Consider the following 15,796-nt stretch of genomic DNA (forward strand, 5'->3'; position numbering starts at 1 on the left):
AAAGTTCATCCCCTTGAGTAAAATGGGGGCATTATTGCCAATGAATAATACTTCGGGCGATTCGCCCGGCAGGCTGATTTTTCAACTTATCGGAACGAATGTGGCACAAAGAGACTATGTAGGCCGCGGGCGTTCAACAGGGACGCAACGCAAAAAAAACACCTCCCGGAGCAAAAAGAAACCATCCAGCTCAGGATTTCCCCCACTGATTATCGTACTCGCTGTGGCCGTACTGGTGAGTTTTATCGGGGGGCTGTGGTTTATCGCTCACCATAAAAAAGAAGAGTTACAGGAAGTTGTTCCGCATAAAAATGCCGGTACGGGCTTACCGCCTAAACCTGAAGAGCGCTGGAAATACATAAAAGAGCTGGAAGATCAGCAGACGACTGTGGCCGTGCCGACAGAACCCACCGCTGGCGGGGAAATCCGATCGCAGACTCAACTCACCGATGAACAACGTCAGCTGCTGGATCAAATGGCTGAAGACATGCGTCAGCAACCGACACAGCTGAACGAAGTGCCCTGGAATCAGCAAACGCCGGCACAACAACAACAGACCTTACGCCAGCAACAGAGCTATCAGCAGCAACAGAGTTACCAGCAACAACAAAATTATCAGCAACAACAGCAACTGCAGCAGACACAACGTGCAGAACGACAGCAACGACTGGAGCGCCAACAACAGTTAGCCCGACAGCAGCAAGCGGAACGCCAGCAACGTCTCGAACGCCAGCAGCAGGCAGAGCGTCAGCAACGTCCCGAGCGCCAGCCTCAGGCGGCGGCTCCCATAACGGCGGCAACACCTTCACAAAGCGTTCCCCCGGCCGCGACCCCACGGGAGCAGGAAAAACAGACGGCTGCTGCTTCCGGAAAACGCTGGCTGATACAGTGTGGCTCCTTTAAGGGGACAGCACAGGCTGAATCTGCCCGGGCCTCTCTCGCCTTCGAAGGGTTTGAAAGCCGGATTACCATCGGTGGGGGCTGGAACCGGGTCGTGATAGGCCCTTATTCAGACTATACGAAAGTAGAAAGTATCGTCAGACAGCTCCGTGGGTCAGGGCACGCAAACTGTATAACTCTCCCTTTCAGGGGTTGAAAACATTTCCATCCCCCCCATATATCCCATTAAGTCACTCCGCGCACTGCGCGGAGTCTTTTTTTCACTGTTAAAAGGGGTGGCCCGTGACAACGATTGTAAGTGTTCGACGCAATGGCCAGGTAGTTATTGGTGGTGACGGCCAGGCCACGCTTGGCAACACCGTAATGAAAGGCAACGTCAAAAAAGTACGTCGTCTGTATAACGATAAGGTCATTGCTGGTTTTGCCGGAGGCACTGCCGATGCCTTCACATTATTTGAGCTGTTTGAACGTAAACTGGAAATGCATCAGGGCCACCTGGTCAAAGCTGCCGTAGAACTTGCAAAAGACTGGCGTACCGACCGTATGCTTCGCCGTCTGGAAGCCCTCCTCGCGGTGGCTGACGAAAATGCATCGCTCATCATTAGTGGTAACGGTGATGTTATCCAGCCCGAAAATGATCTGATTGCTATTGGTTCCGGTGGCCCTTACGCACAGGCAGCTGCCCGCGCTCTGCTGGAAAATACAGAGCTCAGTGCCAAAGATATTACCGGGAAAGCGCTGGAAATTGCGGGTGATATTTGTATCTATACCAACCATAACGTCACTATCGAAGAACTGACGTCCAGGACGTAAGGATTTTTTATATGTCTGAAATGACTCCCCGCGAAATAGTCAGTGAGCTGAATAAGTTCATCATTGGTCAGGATGGTGCTAAGCGCGCTGTCTCCATCGCCCTGCGTAACCGCTGGCGTCGTATGCAGCTGGAAGCAGAGCTGCGCCATGAAGTGACACCTAAAAATATTCTGATGATCGGTCCGACCGGTGTCGGTAAAACCGAAATCGCCCGTCGCCTGGCCAAGCTGGCCAACGCACCATTTATCAAAGTAGAAGCGACAAAATTCACCGAAGTCGGTTATGTCGGTAAAGAAGTGGATTCGATTATCCGCGATCTGACGGACTCAGCGATCAAGATGGTCCGTAGTCAGGCTATCGAACGCAATAAAGTCAGGGCCGAAGAACAGGCGGAAGAGCGCATTCTGGATGTGCTGATCCCACCGGCCAAAAATAACTGGGGGCAGCCTGAACAATCGGGTGAACCTTCAGCAGCACGTCAGTCTTTCCGCAAAAAACTGCGTGAAGGCCAGCTGGATGATAAAGAGATCGAAATTGATCTTGCTGCATCACCGATGGACGTTGAAATCATGGCCCCTCCTGGCATGGAAGAGATGACCAGCCAGCTGCAATCCATGTTTCAGAACCTGGGGGGACAAAAACAGAAGTCCCGTAAGCTGAAAATTAAAGAAGCATTGAAACTGCTGATTGAAGAAGAAGCTGCCCGTCTGATCAACCCGGAAGAACTGAAGCAGGAAGCTATCGATGCCGTTGAACAGCATGGCATCGTATTTATCGACGAAATCGATAAAATCTGTAAGCGCGGACAATCCTCAGGGCCGGATGTTTCACGTGAAGGGGTACAGCGTGATTTACTGCCACTGGTCGAAGGTTGTACGGTATCGACTAAGCATGGCATGGTGAAAACTGATCATATTCTGTTTATTGCCTCCGGCGCATTTCAGGTTGCCAGCCCGTCGGATCTGATCCCTGAACTGCAGGGGCGTTTACCTATCCGCGTTGAACTTCAGGCGCTGACAGTGAATGATTTTGAACGTATCCTGACCGAACCAAGTGCTTCAGTCACTGTTCAGTATAAAGCGTTAATGGCTACCGAAGGGGTGACTATAGAGTTCACCGATGATGGTATTCGTCGTATCGCAGAAGCCGCATGGCAGGTTAACGAAACAACAGAAAACATTGGTGCCCGTCGTCTTTACACCGTGCTGGAACGCCTGATGGAAGATATTTCCTTTGATGCCAGCGAACGTCCGGGCGATACCGTGACCATTGATGCGAGCTATGTCAGCGAACACCTGGATAAACTGGTGGCTGATGAGGATTTGAGCCGCTTCATCCTGTAGTTTATATGTTCTGCCTTCAGACCTCAGCCTCTCAGGAGGCAGAGGTCTTTATCACTCAGGGGGTTATCTTTACCCCCTGAGTGATATCCAGCCCCCCTGCTTTCAGCAATTCCTTATGCTGTATACAGTCCCCTGTTGACGAGTCTGCCCTGCTTTTATGCTGTCACCGTCAATAACGTTGGATGCTTTTTGCTATCCGTGGACAGAACACGATATACTTTCCTTACCTCTGGCAACCAGATGATACGGCTATGAAATACGATACCTCTGAACTGTGTGATATTTACCATGAAGAAGTGAATGTTGTAGAACCCTTGTTTTCAAACTTTGGCGGGCGCACTTCTTTTGGTGGTCAGATCACGACCGTCAAATGCTTCGAAGACAATGGCCTGATCTATGATCTGCTCGAAGAGAATGGACTGGGGCGTGTGCTGTTAATCGATGGCGGAGGCTCTGTCAGGCGTGCATTAATTGATGCGCAACTTGCTCAGCTTGCGACGCAGAATGAATGGGAAGGTATTGTTGTTTATGGCTCGGTACGTCAGGTTGACGAGCTGGAAGAACTCGATATCGGTATCCAGGCGATGGCTGCTATCCCGGCAGGAGCCGCAGGTGAAGGCATCGGAGAAAGCGATATTCGCGTCAATTTTGGCGGAGTAACCTTTTTCTCAGGCGATTATCTCTACGCAGATAACACCGGCATCATTCTTTCGGAGAACCCGTTAGGGGCAACGGAAGAAGTCTGACCTGTCTGGCAAAACGGGTGCCCCGGCACCCGATTCACGGTTCATTCCATTACAGAATTAAACCTCATCCATTTTTCCCAACAAAGCTCGCAGACGCTCCTGCCACTGCTGTTGTTCTTCTTTTAGCTGCTGGTTTTCACGAGTTAAAGAGTCATGGTTGCCGGCAACCTGCAACGATTCCTGCTTTAAAGTATTATTCTGTTCTTTCAGTTCTTCAATTTCCATCTGCAACAGGGTGATAGTATCAATCGCCTGCTGTACTTTTGCTTCCAGTTTTTCGAACATTTCAAATGACATTTTTATAACCTCTCCTATAGATCGCAAGGCGTTGATGTGCCAGCCACAACCCTACAAACCCTGTAAAATTCCTGTAGCAGGCAACAATCATCTGATTGTATGAAGCCTGATTAAGCAAGTCCAGTTACCTGGTGATTTCCGGAGCAGTCTGTAACAATTTTCGGTGAAAATAATTGGTATTTCCGGGAAAACATACCGGGAAAACATCAGCAAGGCCAGACCTCTTTCCCTCCCGGCGACCATCACGTTAACAAAATACTCGCATTCGCTCATTTTTTTTGACACAGAACACAAATTTTAAGTTCGGTATTTATCGTTTTTGCTCGTTAACGATAAGTTTACATCAGCCCTACAAGAAAAGTCGGAGGGTTCAGGGAGCGGACACATAACACCGATAAATTTAATCTCACTGAAGGAACTCATCATGAGTCAAACAACAAACACACTGACAGGGCAATGCATAGCCGAATTCATCGGCACCGGTTTGATTCTGTTTTTTGGTGCCGGATGTGTGGCTGCATTGAAACTGGCAGGTGCCAGCTTCGGACAATGGGAAATCTGTATTGTCTGGGGTCTGGCCGTCTCTATGGGCGTCTATGTGAGTGCGGGTATCTCTGGCGCGCACCTTAATCCCGCCGTCACCGTTGCCCTTTGCCTGTTTGGCAACTTTGAAGGTCGTAAAGTTATCCCTTATATTATCGCACAAGTCGCGGGGGCGTTCTGTGCCGCTGCCCTGGTGTATGCGATGTACCGCAGCTTGTTTATCGATTTTGAACAAACCCACCAGATGGTACGGGGCAGTGTGGCCAGTCTGGATCTGGCGGGCATTTTTTCCACTTATCCCAGCCCGCATATCAATGTTGCTCAGGCCTTTTTCGTCGAGCTGGTTATCACCGCTGTATTAATGGCTGTCATTATGGCACTGACTGACGATGGCAACGGATTACCGCGCGGACCACTGGCGCCGTTATTAATTGGCTTACTGGTAGCGATTATCGGTGCCGCGATGGGACCACTGACTGGCTTCGCCCTGAACCCGGCCCGTGACTTCGGTCCTAAAGTGTTTGCCGCGCTGGCAGGTTGGGGGAAAGTCGCATTCACTGGCGGACAATCTATCCCTTATTTCCTGGTTCCTGTTTTCGGGCCTCTGGTCGGCGCAAGTTTAGGGGCTTTTATCTACCGTAATTTTATCGGTCGTTATTTACCCGTGAATACTCCGCTTTCGGCAACGACAACATCAGAAGAAGCTCAGCCACGCTCTGAACAGCGTAAAGCGTAAACCTCAGTGATTTCATCAGGAAAAAAATTATGACTAACGCCGGGAATAAATACATTGTCGCACTGGATCAGGGAACCACCAGCTCACGTGCTGTCGTTCTTGACCACAATGCCAATATCATTGCAGTCTCACAGCGTGAATTTACGCAAATTTATCCGAAAACCGGCTGGGTAGAACATGACCCGATGGATATCTGGGCATCACAAAGTTCAACCCTGGTGGAAGTATTAGCTCATGCCGATATCCGTTCTGATCAGATTGCGGCTATCGGTATCACTAACCAGCGTGAAACCACCATTGTCTGGGACAAAAAAACCGGTAAACCCGTGTATAACGCCATTGTATGGCAGGATCCGCGAACTGCTGATTATTGTTCAAAACTCAAAAAAGAGGGCCTTGAGGATTACATCAGGGAGACAACCGGACTGGTGATTAACCCTTACTTCTCAGGCACCAAAGTGAAGTGGATTCTGGATAATGTAGAAGGGGCACGTGAGCGGGCGCAACAGGGCGAACTCCTGTTTGGTACCGTGGATACCTGGCTGGTATGGAAAATGACCCAGGGTCGGGTACATATCACTGACTATACCAATGCTTCCAGAACTATGATGTTTGATATCCATAAACTGCAGTGGGATGACAGAATGCTGGATATCCTGGACATCCCACGCGCGATGCTGCCTGAAGTCAAAGCCTCCTCAGAGGTTTACGGCCAGACAAACATCGGGGGCAAAGGGGGTACCCGTATTCCAATCGCAGGTATCGCCGGGGATCAGCAGGCCGCGCTTTACGGCCAGTTATGTGTTCAGCCGGGCATGGCCAAAAATACCTATGGTACGGGCTGCTTTATGCTGATGAACACCGGTAAAGAAGCGGTCACCTCAACACACGGATTACTGACAACTATCGCCTGTGGTCCTGGCGGAGAAGTGAACTATGCTCTGGAAGGGGCGGTATTTATCGGCGGTGCATCTATCCAGTGGCTGCGGGATGAGCTGAATCTCTTTAACGATGCTCTGGACTCGGAATACTTTGCGACCAAGGTTAAAGATTCTAACGGCGTCTACATGGTCCCGGCATTTACCGGACTGGGCGCGCCCTACTGGGATCCCTATGCCCGTGGTGCAATTTTCGGGCTGACTCGCGGTGCGAATGCTAACCATATTATCCGTGCAACGCTTGAGTCTATTGCTTTCCAGACCCGTGATGTCCTGGAAGCGATGCAAAATGATGCCGGGACGCAGTTAAAGTCATTACGTGTTGACGGAGGGGCTGTCGCGAATAACTTCCTGATGCAATTCCAGGCCGATATTCTTGGTGCCAGGGTAGAGCGTCCGGAAGTACGGGAAGTTACCGCATTAGGTGCAGCGTACCTGGCCGGTCTGGCCGTTGGCTTCTGGAAAGACCTGGATGAAGTGCGTGAAAAATCTGTTATTGAGCGTGAGTTCCGCCCTTCTATTGAAACGACCGAGCGTAATTATCGTTATGCCGGCTGGAAAAAAGCCGTCTCCCGAGCCCGTAGCTGGGAAGATGAAAAAGAAGTTTAATGACTAAAGCCCGTTAACTGATGGCCCGCCGCTGGACTGCGGGCCATCAGTTGTAAATTTCCGACCTCCTGCCTGTGGTACACTACCTGACCTTTTTCTGCAGATAAAACCGACAATGAAACGAGAATTAGCCCTCGAATTCGCCCGCGTTACAGAAGCCGCGGCCCTGGCGGGCCATCACTGGCTTGGACGTGGCGATAAAAACCTTGCGGATGGTGCAGCCGTTAATGCCATGCGCAGTACGCTTAACTCCCTGGATATTCGTGGTCAGATTGTTATTGGTGAAGGCGAGATCGATGAAGCGCCAATGCTCTATATAGGCGAGCAGGTCGGTAGCGGACACGGTGATGAAGTCGATATTGCCGTAGACCCTATCGAAGGTACCCGAATGACCGCGATGGGACAGTCCAATGCACTGACTGTCATGGCAATCGGGAATAAAGGGGCTTTTCTGCATGCACCTGACATGTATATGGAAAAGCTGGTCACCGGGCCCGGTGCTAAAGGCTGTATTGACCTCGACCTGCCACTCGACGTGAACCTGGCCCGGATCGCGCACGCATTACAGAAACCCTTATCCGAACTGACCGTGGCCGTCTTAGCCAAGCCACGGCATCAGGAACTGATCGGGGAACTCCATCAGGCAGGCCTGCGGGTCTATGCCTTCCCTGACGGAGATGTGGCTGCCTCTATCCTGACCTGCATGCCGGACCAGGCGGTGGATGTGATGTATGGCATTGGCGGCGCTCCGGAAGGTGTCATTTCTGCTGCGGTGATCAGTGCACTTGGCGGAGATATGCAGGCCCGATTACTGCCCCGTCATCATGTCAAAGAAGACAATGAAGAAAACCGCCTGGCCGGTGAAAAGGAATTATCACGCTGTGCCAGCATGGGCATTGAAGCAAACCGGAAGCTGACGCTATCGCAGATGGTCCATGACGATGATGTGATCTTTGTAGCGACAGGTATCACCGATGGTGACCTGCTGAAGGGGATCACCCGGAAAGGAAATATGGCCACCAGCGAAACCCTGCTCATCCGGGGGAAAAGCGGGACTGTTCGTCGTATTCAGTCGATCCACCGGCTCGACCGCCAGCCTCAACGGTAGCATCCTGCCGGGGGCAGATGAGCACGTCCTTCCCCGGGGGGCTCATCTGCCACCGTTATCCTAATCCTTGCGGGAATATCTCTGTGCTGACCGGCCTGCAGACGAGTATTAACAACCCCGGCATAAATGCGGCATTCCCCCTGACAGCGGTCAGCGTTTGTCGATATGAGCTTTCGCCTGCGCTAAGGGTGGAAAACCGGCACAATCAAAGGGATGATGGGTCTGTCATTTATTGTCTTGAACTCAGAGGAGCAACCTATGGCCGAATGGTGTGAAGGTAAAGTCATTTCTGTCACACACTGGACAGAGGCATTATTTAGTCTGGTCGTACAGGCACCGGTCAAACCTTTTGTTGCCGGACAGTTTGCAAAGCTGGCTCTGGAAATTGATGGCGAACGGGTCCAGCGGGCCTACTCGTATGTGAATGCCCCGGATGATCCGCAGGCTGAGTTTTATCTGGTGAATGTCCCTGACGGTAAACTGAGCCCGTCATTGCACCGCCTGGCGCCCGGTGACTCGCTGATGGTGACAACGGAAGCCGCCGGTTTCTTCGTCTGCGATGAAATACCGGACTGTGATACCTTGTGGATGCTGGCAACAGGAACGGCTATCGGCCCTTATCTGTCAATCCTGCAGCAGGGGGAAGGTCTGGACCGTTTCCGGCGCATTGTGCTGGTACATGCGGCCCGCTATGCCGCAGACTTAAGTTATCTGCCGTTAATGCAGGCGCTGGAGGCAAAATACAACGGTAAATTACAGATACAAACCGTTGTCAGCCGTGAAGAAAGCGAAGGGAGTCTGCATGGACGGATACCGGCACTGATTGAGAGCGGTGCGCTGGAAAATGCCACCGGCCTGTCACTCTCCGCTGAGACCAGCCATGTTATGTTATGCGGTAATCCACAGATGGTCAGAGACACGCGTGATTTACTGAAGTCCACCCGTAAAATGTTAACGCATCTGCGACGTAAACCGGGCCATATCACCAGTGAGTTGTACTGGTAACCTGACGCCGGCGTATCAGGAAGATATCCGGCAGTGGAAAGATATTTCTTTTGTCACGACAAACCAGGTGGATTAATCTTCAGTGATGAAAAACATCCTCAGAAAACTACAAAAAAGAGTCTATCGCGGGTCGTATTATGGCCTGGTTTTCTGTCTGTTTTCCGGGGGTATCCTTGCGAAGGATCTTCCTCCGGTAGCTCCGTATGTCCTCCCGGGCGCCCCGGTTTTCAGCCATACCATCGCGCAATTCAGGGAAAATTTTAATACTGTCAATCCGCAAATGCCGCTCCCCGAATACCGTACCGTCGATACCGGAGATGACGGAAATACCGTTATCCTGGCCGCCAGCCGGATAGATGAAACTCTTTACTCCTCCACCGCCCTGGAACCCGGCTGCGGTAAAATTAAAACGATTCAGATGACCTGGCTTGCTCCTGACAAGGGCACAGATAAGCACTCATTTGACCAGGCGACCGGTTATATGATGGCTTTGATCCACTTTTTTTCACCCGAGTTATCCCTTAAAGAAAGCCAGCAAAAGCTGGATTCATTATTAAAAAACGGTAAAGAAAAAGGCAGATATATCGATGCCGAGGGTGCTTTACGGTATGTCGTTTCGTACCAGGGGGACAGGGAACTGACGCTGGCAATCGAGCCTGTGAGGCTTATTTTACCGGGTTCCTGATCTGTCACTGATTTATGACGAAAAACAAAGCAGTGAAGAAATTTGAGCTTTATACTGTTTCACAGACGCCATTGCCTGACGGCAGTAGTATTTAATGAATCGCGTAAATGCGGAGGATATGATGCGACATCCATTAGTTATGGGTAACTGGAAGCTGAATGGTAACAAACAAATGACTGCCGGGTTGATCGACGGTCTGCGTAAAGCATTATCGGGTGTTGATGGCTGCGATGTTGCCATTGCCCCTCCCGTGATCTACCTCGATCAGGCGAAGCATGCCCTTTCAGGAAGCCATATTTCTCTCGGCGCACAGAATGTCGACATTAACCTTTCCGGCGCGTTCACCGGCGATATCTCTGCGGAGATGTTAAAAGATATTGGTGCAAAATATATCATTATTGGTCACTCAGAACGCCGTACTTATCATAAAGAAAGTGATGAGTTCATCACCAAAAAATTCGCTGTATTAAAAGAAGCAGGACTGATCCCGGTGCTATGCATTGGCGAAACTGAATCTGAGAATGAAGCCGGTAAAACAGAAGAAGTGTGCGCACGTCAGATCGATGCGGTACTGAATGCACTGGGCGCTGACGCGTTTAAAGATGCGGTCATTGCTTATGAGCCTATCTGGGCTATCGGTACCGGTAAATCTGCAACCCCTGCACAGGCTCAGGCTATTCACCAGTTTATCCGTCAGCATATCGCTAAGAAAGATGCAGCCATTGCGGAACAAGTCATCATTCAGTACGGCGGTTCAGTAAACGATAAAAATGCGGCCGAGCTCTTCACTCAGCCGGATATTGATGGTGCGCTGGTCGGTGGTGCGTCACTGAAAGCAGATGCTTTCGCCGTGATCGTCAATGCCGCTGCGGCAGCCAAAAAAGCCTGCTAGTCCGGCAACGGAAAAGTACAGCGGTGCCTCAGGCACCGCTAACCGTTTTCAGTATCGAACATTGATGATCCTGCAGCTCTTCAGCAGACCCGGTATTCCCTTTCAGTAATGCTGCTTTCACTGCCAGTAACACTAACCGACCATCAGGTAACGCCGTCAGCGCAAGCCCGTAATCACCCATATGCCCCGATGCTCCGGGAATTTCATGCGCTACACGAATAAAGACGCTTTCCTGCTCCAGCTCCTGTTGGCTCAGTGTCCGGACCTGATACGGGTGTGACAGCAGAGTAATTTTCTGCCATTCAGGGCCGAAACCGGATGATGATTTCGCTAACTGTGCGGCAATATCCGGACGCAGGCAGGACATATGAATATGTAACTGATTCTGCGATCTTCCGGAGGCAGAGTTAATGGTCATTGCCAGGTCATCGTCAGGGATAGGCGCATGATAGGTTTCTGACAGCAGATGGCGTTCCCGCCAGGCGGCGAGGAAGAAGTGAGGTGTCTCTGGTTTCAGTAACAGCGGGCTTTCGATACCGGTGATCCTGTTAACCGGCATCAGCAGATATTGCAATGGACCGACAAGATCCTTAAACAGCACATACCCTCCGGCCATATCCACCTTTTTACAAGGTGCCGGATTATTATTTTTTTCCATATCCGGGACACACTGCTGGCTGACAAATTTCCATAGCACCCCGGAGTGATCCTGAACTCTGCGGTGCAGGAAAAAGAGAGCCGTCAGTAAAACCAATAAAGTTACAATAGCGATGCTCAGCCATTGTTTTTTTCTGCCAGTAAAAACACTCATCTCCATTATCCCCCTGATTAATCGAGCCTCTATGTTACGTCAATCAGGGGGAAAGTCACTTACCGTGATAGTTACTGTTTCATTATCTGGTCATAAGTCCCGCCATCACTGAAGTGTGTCTTCTGAGCCTGCTGCCAGCCACCAAATTTATCATCGACCGTAAAGAGCTTAATCGGCTTGAACTGTGATGCGAACTCTTTCGCTACCTGAGGATCACGCGGACGATAATAATTTTCGGCAGCAATCGTCTGCCCTTCTTTGGAGTACAGATATTTCAGATAAGCTTCCGCAACTTTACGGGTACCACGCTCATCAACCACTTTGTCGACAACAGCGACAGTCGGCTCTGCAAGAATAGATTCGCTCGGGGTGATAATTTCAAAATCCTGGTCTTTCAGCTTATTCTTTGCCAGGTAAGCTTCATTTTCCCAGGCGATCAGGACATCCCCTATTCCGCGTTCTGCGAAGGTATTGGTCGCACCACGGGCACCGGAATCCTGAACCTGAACATTTTTATATAACGCTTTAACGAACGCCTGGGCTTTCTGCTGATCCCCGTGATTATGATCAAGTGCATAGCCCCAGGCGGCCAGGTAGTTCCAGCGCGCCCCCCCGGACGTTTTCGGGTTCGGAGTAATAACGGCAATACCAGGCTTAATCAAATCATTCCAGTCATGGATATGCTTCGGATTCCCCTTGCGGACAAGGAAAACAATTGTTGAGGTGTAAGGTGCTGAGTTGTCAGGAAGGCGTGTAATCCAGTTTTTATTAATACGGCCGCTATTGGCGATGGCGTCCACATCTGATTGCAGTGCCAGAGTCACCACATCGGCTCTGATACCATTAATCACCGATACAGCCTGTTTGCCGGAACCACCATGTGACTGACGAATAATCACATTATCGCCAGTTTCCTGCTTATAGTGAGCACTGAACGCTTTGTTATATTGCTCATAAAATTCTCTGGTAGGATCATAAGAGACATTAAGCAACTGATAATCTTTTGCCAGCGTACTTCCGGAAACCATCAGTAATGCCAGACCAATATGCCACTTCTTCATTTTTAGCCCCCCTGGTTATATAGATACAGGGTGGCATAACCGGAAAAATAACTTAAAGAACTAAAAAGTCGTTTTTATATCTCAAATGAATAAAAGATGCGTGCCGGCAGAAAACTGCCGGCAGCTTATTGAATTAATACAATCTCTTGGCGGTTTCGAGCACATCCTTGCGGAAAGGACGCTTCATGTTCTCAATGGCATCGATAATATCGTGATGAACCATTTTCTCGTTCTGCACACCGACGCAACGGCCGCCATAGCCCTGCAATAGCAGATCGATCGCATAAGTCCCCATACGCGAAGCCAGAATCCTGTCGTAAGCACAGGGGGATCCGCCACGCTGAATATGGCCCAGCACCGTCGCACGGGTTTCCCGGCCGGTCTCTTTTTCGATATAGCGTGCCAGCTCACCGACATCACAGATAAGTTCAGTGATGGCAACGATGGCATGTTTCTTACCTTTCGCAATACCGGCATTAATTTCAGCCACTAATTCTTCACGGGTATAAGGGATTTCCGGCATCACAAAAAATTCACAGCCTCCGGCAATCGCAGCCGCCAGAGTTAAATCACCACAATGCCGACCCATGACCTCAACAATAGAAATGCGCTGATGCGACGAAGAGGTATCCCGTAAACGGTCTATAGCTTCAACCACGGTTTCGAGAGCCGTATGATAACCGATGGTATAATCTGTGCCTGCCACATCGTTATCGATAGTGCCCGGTAAGCCAATGCAGGGGAAGCCCATCTCGGTCAGCCGTTTAGCCCCCATGTAAGAACCATCACCACCGATCACCACCAGCGCGTCCAGCCCGCGTTTCTTCATATTTTCCATGGCGATCAGACGTGTCGCTTCTTCACGGAATTCAGGAAAACGCGCTGATCCCAGAAACGTCCCGCCATGGTTAATCAAATCTGAGACACTATAGCGATCAAGGCTGACCATCCTGTCTTCATACAATCCGAGGTAGCCATCATAGATCCCAAAAACTTCCAGCCCTTCTCCTAATCCGGCGCGGACCACACCGCGGATAGCTGCATTCATGCCAGGGGAATCCCCGCCACTGGTCAATACACCGATTTTTTTGATCATGACAACCTCTGGATAGTCTGAAACTAAGGGTTAATCTTTTCACTCAACGCGACCATTATCTGTGTCAGCGCCGAAAATTAGAATTCATTCCGTTCTATCATATACCAAACATTTATAACCGGATTGATTCAGGTCACTCAACGCGATGACGTCACAATAATAACGTTTCTCCGGGCCGCTGCAAAATTTAACATTTTGATATTTATGCTAAATAATAAACCTGCCTCGTTTTTCATCAATCACTGAAGATGATGGATCCTGATGGATGATTACATCAGCCCCCGGGAAAAGGTTTTTCAGGGCTTTTTCGAGCGCATCGGCCCTATCATGGGCAACTCTCAACGGCAAATCATCGGCCATCTCAAGGTGAAGCTGAATAAATTTCGTGGCACCTGACTGCCGGCTTCGGAAATCATGTGCGCCACAGACTCCCGGCCATTGGGACACTATCCTGATAATCTGCTGGCGATCGTCTTCAGGCAGAGCCCTGTCCAGTAAAGACTGAACGGCTTCATATCCCATCCGTATCGCAGCGATCAGGATATAGATACCGATCCCGAAAGCAAACAGAGCATCAGCATAGGAAAAACCATGCCAGCTAAGGATCAGCGCCAGAGCAATCGCTCCGTTCATCATGACATCGGACTGGTAATGCAGCATATCGGCGCGGATAGCCTGACTTTGGGTTTTACTGACCACCCAGCGCTGAAACAGCACCAGCATCAGGGTGGAGGCCAGCGCGCAGACCGCGACGACAACCCCGATCACCGGAGCTCTGAGCTGACCGGGTGTGATGAGATGCTGAATACTGGTCAGAAATAAAAATAACGCCGACCCGCTGATAAACATACTTTGAGCAAGCGCCGCCAGAGACTCGGCCTTACCATGACCAAAAGCATGGTCATCATCCGCCGGCTGTAAGGAGTAACGCACAACTAATAAACTGGTTAATGACGCGGCAACATCCACCAGCGAATCGACCAGTGCCGCTAATACACTGACCGAGCCGGTATACCACCAGGCTATCGTTTTAACCACCAGAAGCACACACGCAAGCACCGTCGCAGCAATAGCTGCCGACGTCACCAGTCTGGCATAAGAACTCACCATAAACCTTCCTGAACGTTTGGACATCAAGAAACAGTGAACTGTGTAAATGGCTGCAACGGCTTCTGCCGGGGTAATCCGCTGACAGAAAGCAGAGATACCTCCCTGTTGCTGCTCACTTTTTATCAGTGTAACAAGGGTTGCAGATGAAAAAACGGTTTTTTTCATCTCATGATTTCTTATCAGGTATTCTGTACATCACGCCATGCGTCGGGCAAGTCTCTTCAGCCGTCAGTAAATTACGGACAAAAAAAACCCTCATGACTGAGGGGGAAGACAGGGATGGTGAAGAAACCCAGTATGTAACCAAATGGATTTGTTCCATAAATCGTCTACATATTGACTACACTTCGAAAAAATCCCCGGTTCGCCGGGGATTTTCTTTTGCTTAAACTTTGTGCTAATACGTGATCTCTAAACACTTAACGTTACAGGAGTTGCGTTATGGCTTTATCGTTTGAATCTTTATGGAATGCCCATCCTGAAATTAAAGGTGATGCAAACCCTTGCCGCCTGCCTAACGGCCTCAAAGCTTTCGAAGATCAATACGCTATCCGCCTGGGTACGTCACTGGCCCGTTGTGGCTGCGATGTTACCAAACTAAAAGCTGCGTTCTGCTGGCATTCCCCCAAAAAAGAGGGACATATATTACGGGCTGAAGAACTGGCTAACGCCCTGCGGATTAGTCCGTTCAATGGCATGGCCCCTTTGGTAAAAGTGACAGTTAAAAATTTTGAGTCTGTTTTGAGAAATGAGAGAGGGATCATATTCTTTAAAGATTTCTGGAGGCGTGGAAATGAGACATTTGCTAACCGCACCGGCGATCACATCGACCTGTGGAACGGCGAACGACTGACAGCAAGATTCACCTGGTTCCGTATCCAGTGGGGTTTTCATATGGAAGGAGTCGCCAGCGATTTTTTTAACTCCAGAGAAATCTGGTTTTGGAAAGTGCGATGAAGGCGTTAAAAATAAGCATATCAGCATTCATCGGAGGGATGCTGTTCCTGCTGGCGTTTGTAGCCTGTTTTCCCAGACTCGCTCTGTTAATTAACGGCCCCGTACTCAGTAATGATGAAATGAATCAGAATACGGCATTATTCGTT

Annotated in this window: 16 protein-coding genes; 11 read left to right on the top strand and 5 right to left on the bottom strand. The window is 49.9% G+C overall.

Annotation, left to right across the window (positions count from 1 at the left end; all coding sequences use genetic code 11):
* Positions 1 to 100: 100 nt before the first annotated feature.
* From ftsN to rraA, 4 genes are all read left to right on the top strand, one after another.
* Positions 101 to 1,096, top strand: coding sequence for a cell division protein FtsN (gene ftsN, locus CG67_RS07750; protein ID WP_025902379.1), 996 nt, complete (start codon positions 101 to 103; stop codon positions 1,094 to 1,096).
* Between the two features lie 86 nt (positions 1,097 to 1,182).
* Entirely contained in the window at positions 1,183 to 1,713 is a 531-nt protein-coding gene (hslV, locus tag CG67_RS07755) for an ATP-dependent protease subunit HslV (protein WP_025902380.1), read from the top strand.
* A gap of 11 nt (positions 1,714 to 1,724) precedes the next feature.
* On the top strand, positions 1,725 to 3,056 hold the full coding sequence (gene hslU / locus CG67_RS07760) for an HslU--HslV peptidase ATPase subunit (RefSeq protein WP_025902381.1): 1,332 nt from the start codon (positions 1,725 to 1,727) through the stop codon (positions 3,054 to 3,056).
* Between the two features lie 251 nt (positions 3,057 to 3,307).
* On the top strand, positions 3,308 to 3,802 hold the full coding sequence (gene rraA, locus CG67_RS07765; protein ID WP_025902382.1) for a ribonuclease E activity regulator RraA: 495 nt from the start codon (positions 3,308 to 3,310) through the stop codon (positions 3,800 to 3,802).
* 57 nt (positions 3,803 to 3,859) lie between these two features.
* Here the strand turns inward: rraA and zapB are convergent, their stop codons facing one another.
* On the bottom strand, positions 3,860 to 4,099 hold the full coding sequence (zapB, locus tag CG67_RS07770; RefSeq protein WP_025902383.1) for a cell division protein ZapB: 240 nt from the start codon (positions 4,097 to 4,099) through the stop codon (positions 3,860 to 3,862).
* 424 nt (positions 4,100 to 4,523) lie between these two features.
* Here zapB and CG67_RS07775 point away from each other — a divergent pair, with 424 nt between their 5' ends.
* The 6 genes from CG67_RS07775 (at position 4,524) to tpiA (ending at position 10,615) form a co-directional block, all read left to right on the top strand.
* Complete coding sequence (locus CG67_RS07775) at positions 4,524 to 5,378, top strand: MIP/aquaporin family protein (protein WP_025902384.1); 855 nt, start codon at positions 4,524 to 4,526, stop codon at positions 5,376 to 5,378.
* A 29-nt stretch (positions 5,379 to 5,407) separates the two neighbouring features.
* On the top strand, positions 5,408 to 6,925 hold the full coding sequence (gene glpK, locus CG67_RS07780; protein ID WP_025902385.1) for a glycerol kinase GlpK: 1,518 nt from the start codon (positions 5,408 to 5,410) through the stop codon (positions 6,923 to 6,925).
* Positions 6,926 to 7,040: 115 nt separating this feature from the next.
* The gene (gene glpX, locus CG67_RS07785; RefSeq protein ID WP_025902386.1) at positions 7,041 to 8,033 is read left to right on the top strand and encodes a class II fructose-bisphosphatase; all 993 of its coding nucleotides are present in this window, start codon (positions 7,041 to 7,043) and stop codon (positions 8,031 to 8,033) included.
* Between the two features lie 258 nt (positions 8,034 to 8,291).
* Complete coding sequence (fpr, locus tag CG67_RS07790; RefSeq protein ID WP_025902387.1) at positions 8,292 to 9,038, top strand: ferredoxin--NADP(+) reductase; 747 nt, start codon at positions 8,292 to 8,294, stop codon at positions 9,036 to 9,038.
* Positions 9,039 to 9,123: 85 nt separating this feature from the next.
* Positions 9,124 to 9,723: a DUF1454 family protein gene (locus tag CG67_RS07795; RefSeq protein ID WP_025902388.1), complete on the top strand. Its 600-nt coding sequence runs from the start codon at positions 9,124 to 9,126 to the stop codon at positions 9,721 to 9,723.
* A gap of 121 nt (positions 9,724 to 9,844) precedes the next feature.
* Complete coding sequence (gene tpiA / locus CG67_RS07800; protein WP_025902389.1) at positions 9,845 to 10,615, top strand: triose-phosphate isomerase; 771 nt, start codon at positions 9,845 to 9,847, stop codon at positions 10,613 to 10,615.
* Between the two features lie 28 nt (positions 10,616 to 10,643).
* On the opposite strand, the gene CG67_RS07805 is transcribed toward tpiA, so the two are convergent.
* From CG67_RS07805 to fieF, 4 genes are all read right to left on the bottom strand, one after another.
* Positions 10,644 to 11,426: a CDP-diacylglycerol diphosphatase gene (locus CG67_RS07805; RefSeq protein ID WP_051546371.1), complete on the bottom strand. Its 783-nt coding sequence runs from the start codon at positions 11,424 to 11,426 to the stop codon at positions 10,644 to 10,646.
* A gap of 71 nt (positions 11,427 to 11,497) precedes the next feature.
* The gene (locus CG67_RS07810) at positions 11,498 to 12,487 is read right to left on the bottom strand and encodes a sulfate ABC transporter substrate-binding protein (protein WP_025902391.1); all 990 of its coding nucleotides are present in this window, start codon (positions 12,485 to 12,487) and stop codon (positions 11,498 to 11,500) included.
* Between the two features lie 133 nt (positions 12,488 to 12,620).
* Complete coding sequence (gene pfkA, locus CG67_RS07815) at positions 12,621 to 13,583, bottom strand: 6-phosphofructokinase (protein WP_025902392.1); 963 nt, start codon at positions 13,581 to 13,583, stop codon at positions 12,621 to 12,623.
* Between the two features lie 207 nt (positions 13,584 to 13,790).
* A complete protein-coding gene (gene fieF, locus CG67_RS07820; RefSeq protein ID WP_025902393.1) occupies positions 13,791 to 14,693 on the bottom strand; it encodes a CDF family cation-efflux transporter FieF in 903 nt (300 codons plus the stop codon).
* A gap of 441 nt (positions 14,694 to 15,134) precedes the next feature.
* Between fieF and CG67_RS07830 the strand changes: the two genes are divergently transcribed.
* The gene (locus CG67_RS07830; RefSeq protein WP_025902395.1) at positions 15,135 to 15,650 is read left to right on the top strand and encodes a T6SS effector amidase Tae4 family protein; all 516 of its coding nucleotides are present in this window, start codon (positions 15,135 to 15,137) and stop codon (positions 15,648 to 15,650) included.
* Positions 15,651 to 15,796 lie beyond the last annotated feature (146 nt).

This window comes from Tatumella sp. UCD-D_suzukii, from assembly GCF_000611875.2.
Classification (GTDB): Bacteria; Pseudomonadota; Gammaproteobacteria; order Enterobacterales; family Enterobacteriaceae; genus Tatumella; species Tatumella ptyseos.

Coding starts and splice junctions, on each gene's coding strand:
- glpK (WP_025902385.1), top strand. CDS start 5,408: ATGACTAACGCCGGGAATAAATACATTGTCGCACTGGATCAGGGAACC.
- CG67_RS07805 (WP_051546371.1), bottom strand. CDS start 11,426: ATGAGTGTTTTTACTGGCAGAAAAAAACAATGGCTGAGCATCGCTATT.
- CG67_RS07795 (WP_025902388.1), top strand. CDS start 9,124: ATGAAAAACATCCTCAGAAAACTACAAAAAAGAGTCTATCGCGGGTCG.
- hslU (WP_025902381.1), top strand. CDS start 1,725: ATGTCTGAAATGACTCCCCGCGAAATAGTCAGTGAGCTGAATAAGTTC.
- tpiA (WP_025902389.1), top strand. CDS start 9,845: ATGCGACATCCATTAGTTATGGGTAACTGGAAGCTGAATGGTAACAAA.
- glpX (WP_025902386.1), top strand. CDS start 7,041: ATGAAACGAGAATTAGCCCTCGAATTCGCCCGCGTTACAGAAGCCGCG.
- CG67_RS07775 (WP_025902384.1), top strand. CDS start 4,524: ATGAGTCAAACAACAAACACACTGACAGGGCAATGCATAGCCGAATTC.
- CG67_RS07830 (WP_025902395.1), top strand. CDS start 15,135: ATGGCTTTATCGTTTGAATCTTTATGGAATGCCCATCCTGAAATTAAA.
- pfkA (WP_025902392.1), bottom strand. CDS start 13,583: ATGATCAAAAAAATCGGTGTATTGACCAGTGGCGGGGATTCCCCTGGC.
- rraA (WP_025902382.1), top strand. CDS start 3,308: ATGAAATACGATACCTCTGAACTGTGTGATATTTACCATGAAGAAGTG.
- CG67_RS07810 (WP_025902391.1), bottom strand. CDS start 12,487: ATGAAGAAGTGGCATATTGGTCTGGCATTACTGATGGTTTCCGGAAGT.
- zapB (WP_025902383.1), bottom strand. CDS start 4,099: ATGTCATTTGAAATGTTCGAAAAACTGGAAGCAAAAGTACAGCAGGCG.
- fieF (WP_025902393.1), bottom strand. CDS start 14,693: ATGGTGAGTTCTTATGCCAGACTGGTGACGTCGGCAGCTATTGCTGCG.
- fpr (WP_025902387.1), top strand. CDS start 8,292: ATGGCCGAATGGTGTGAAGGTAAAGTCATTTCTGTCACACACTGGACA.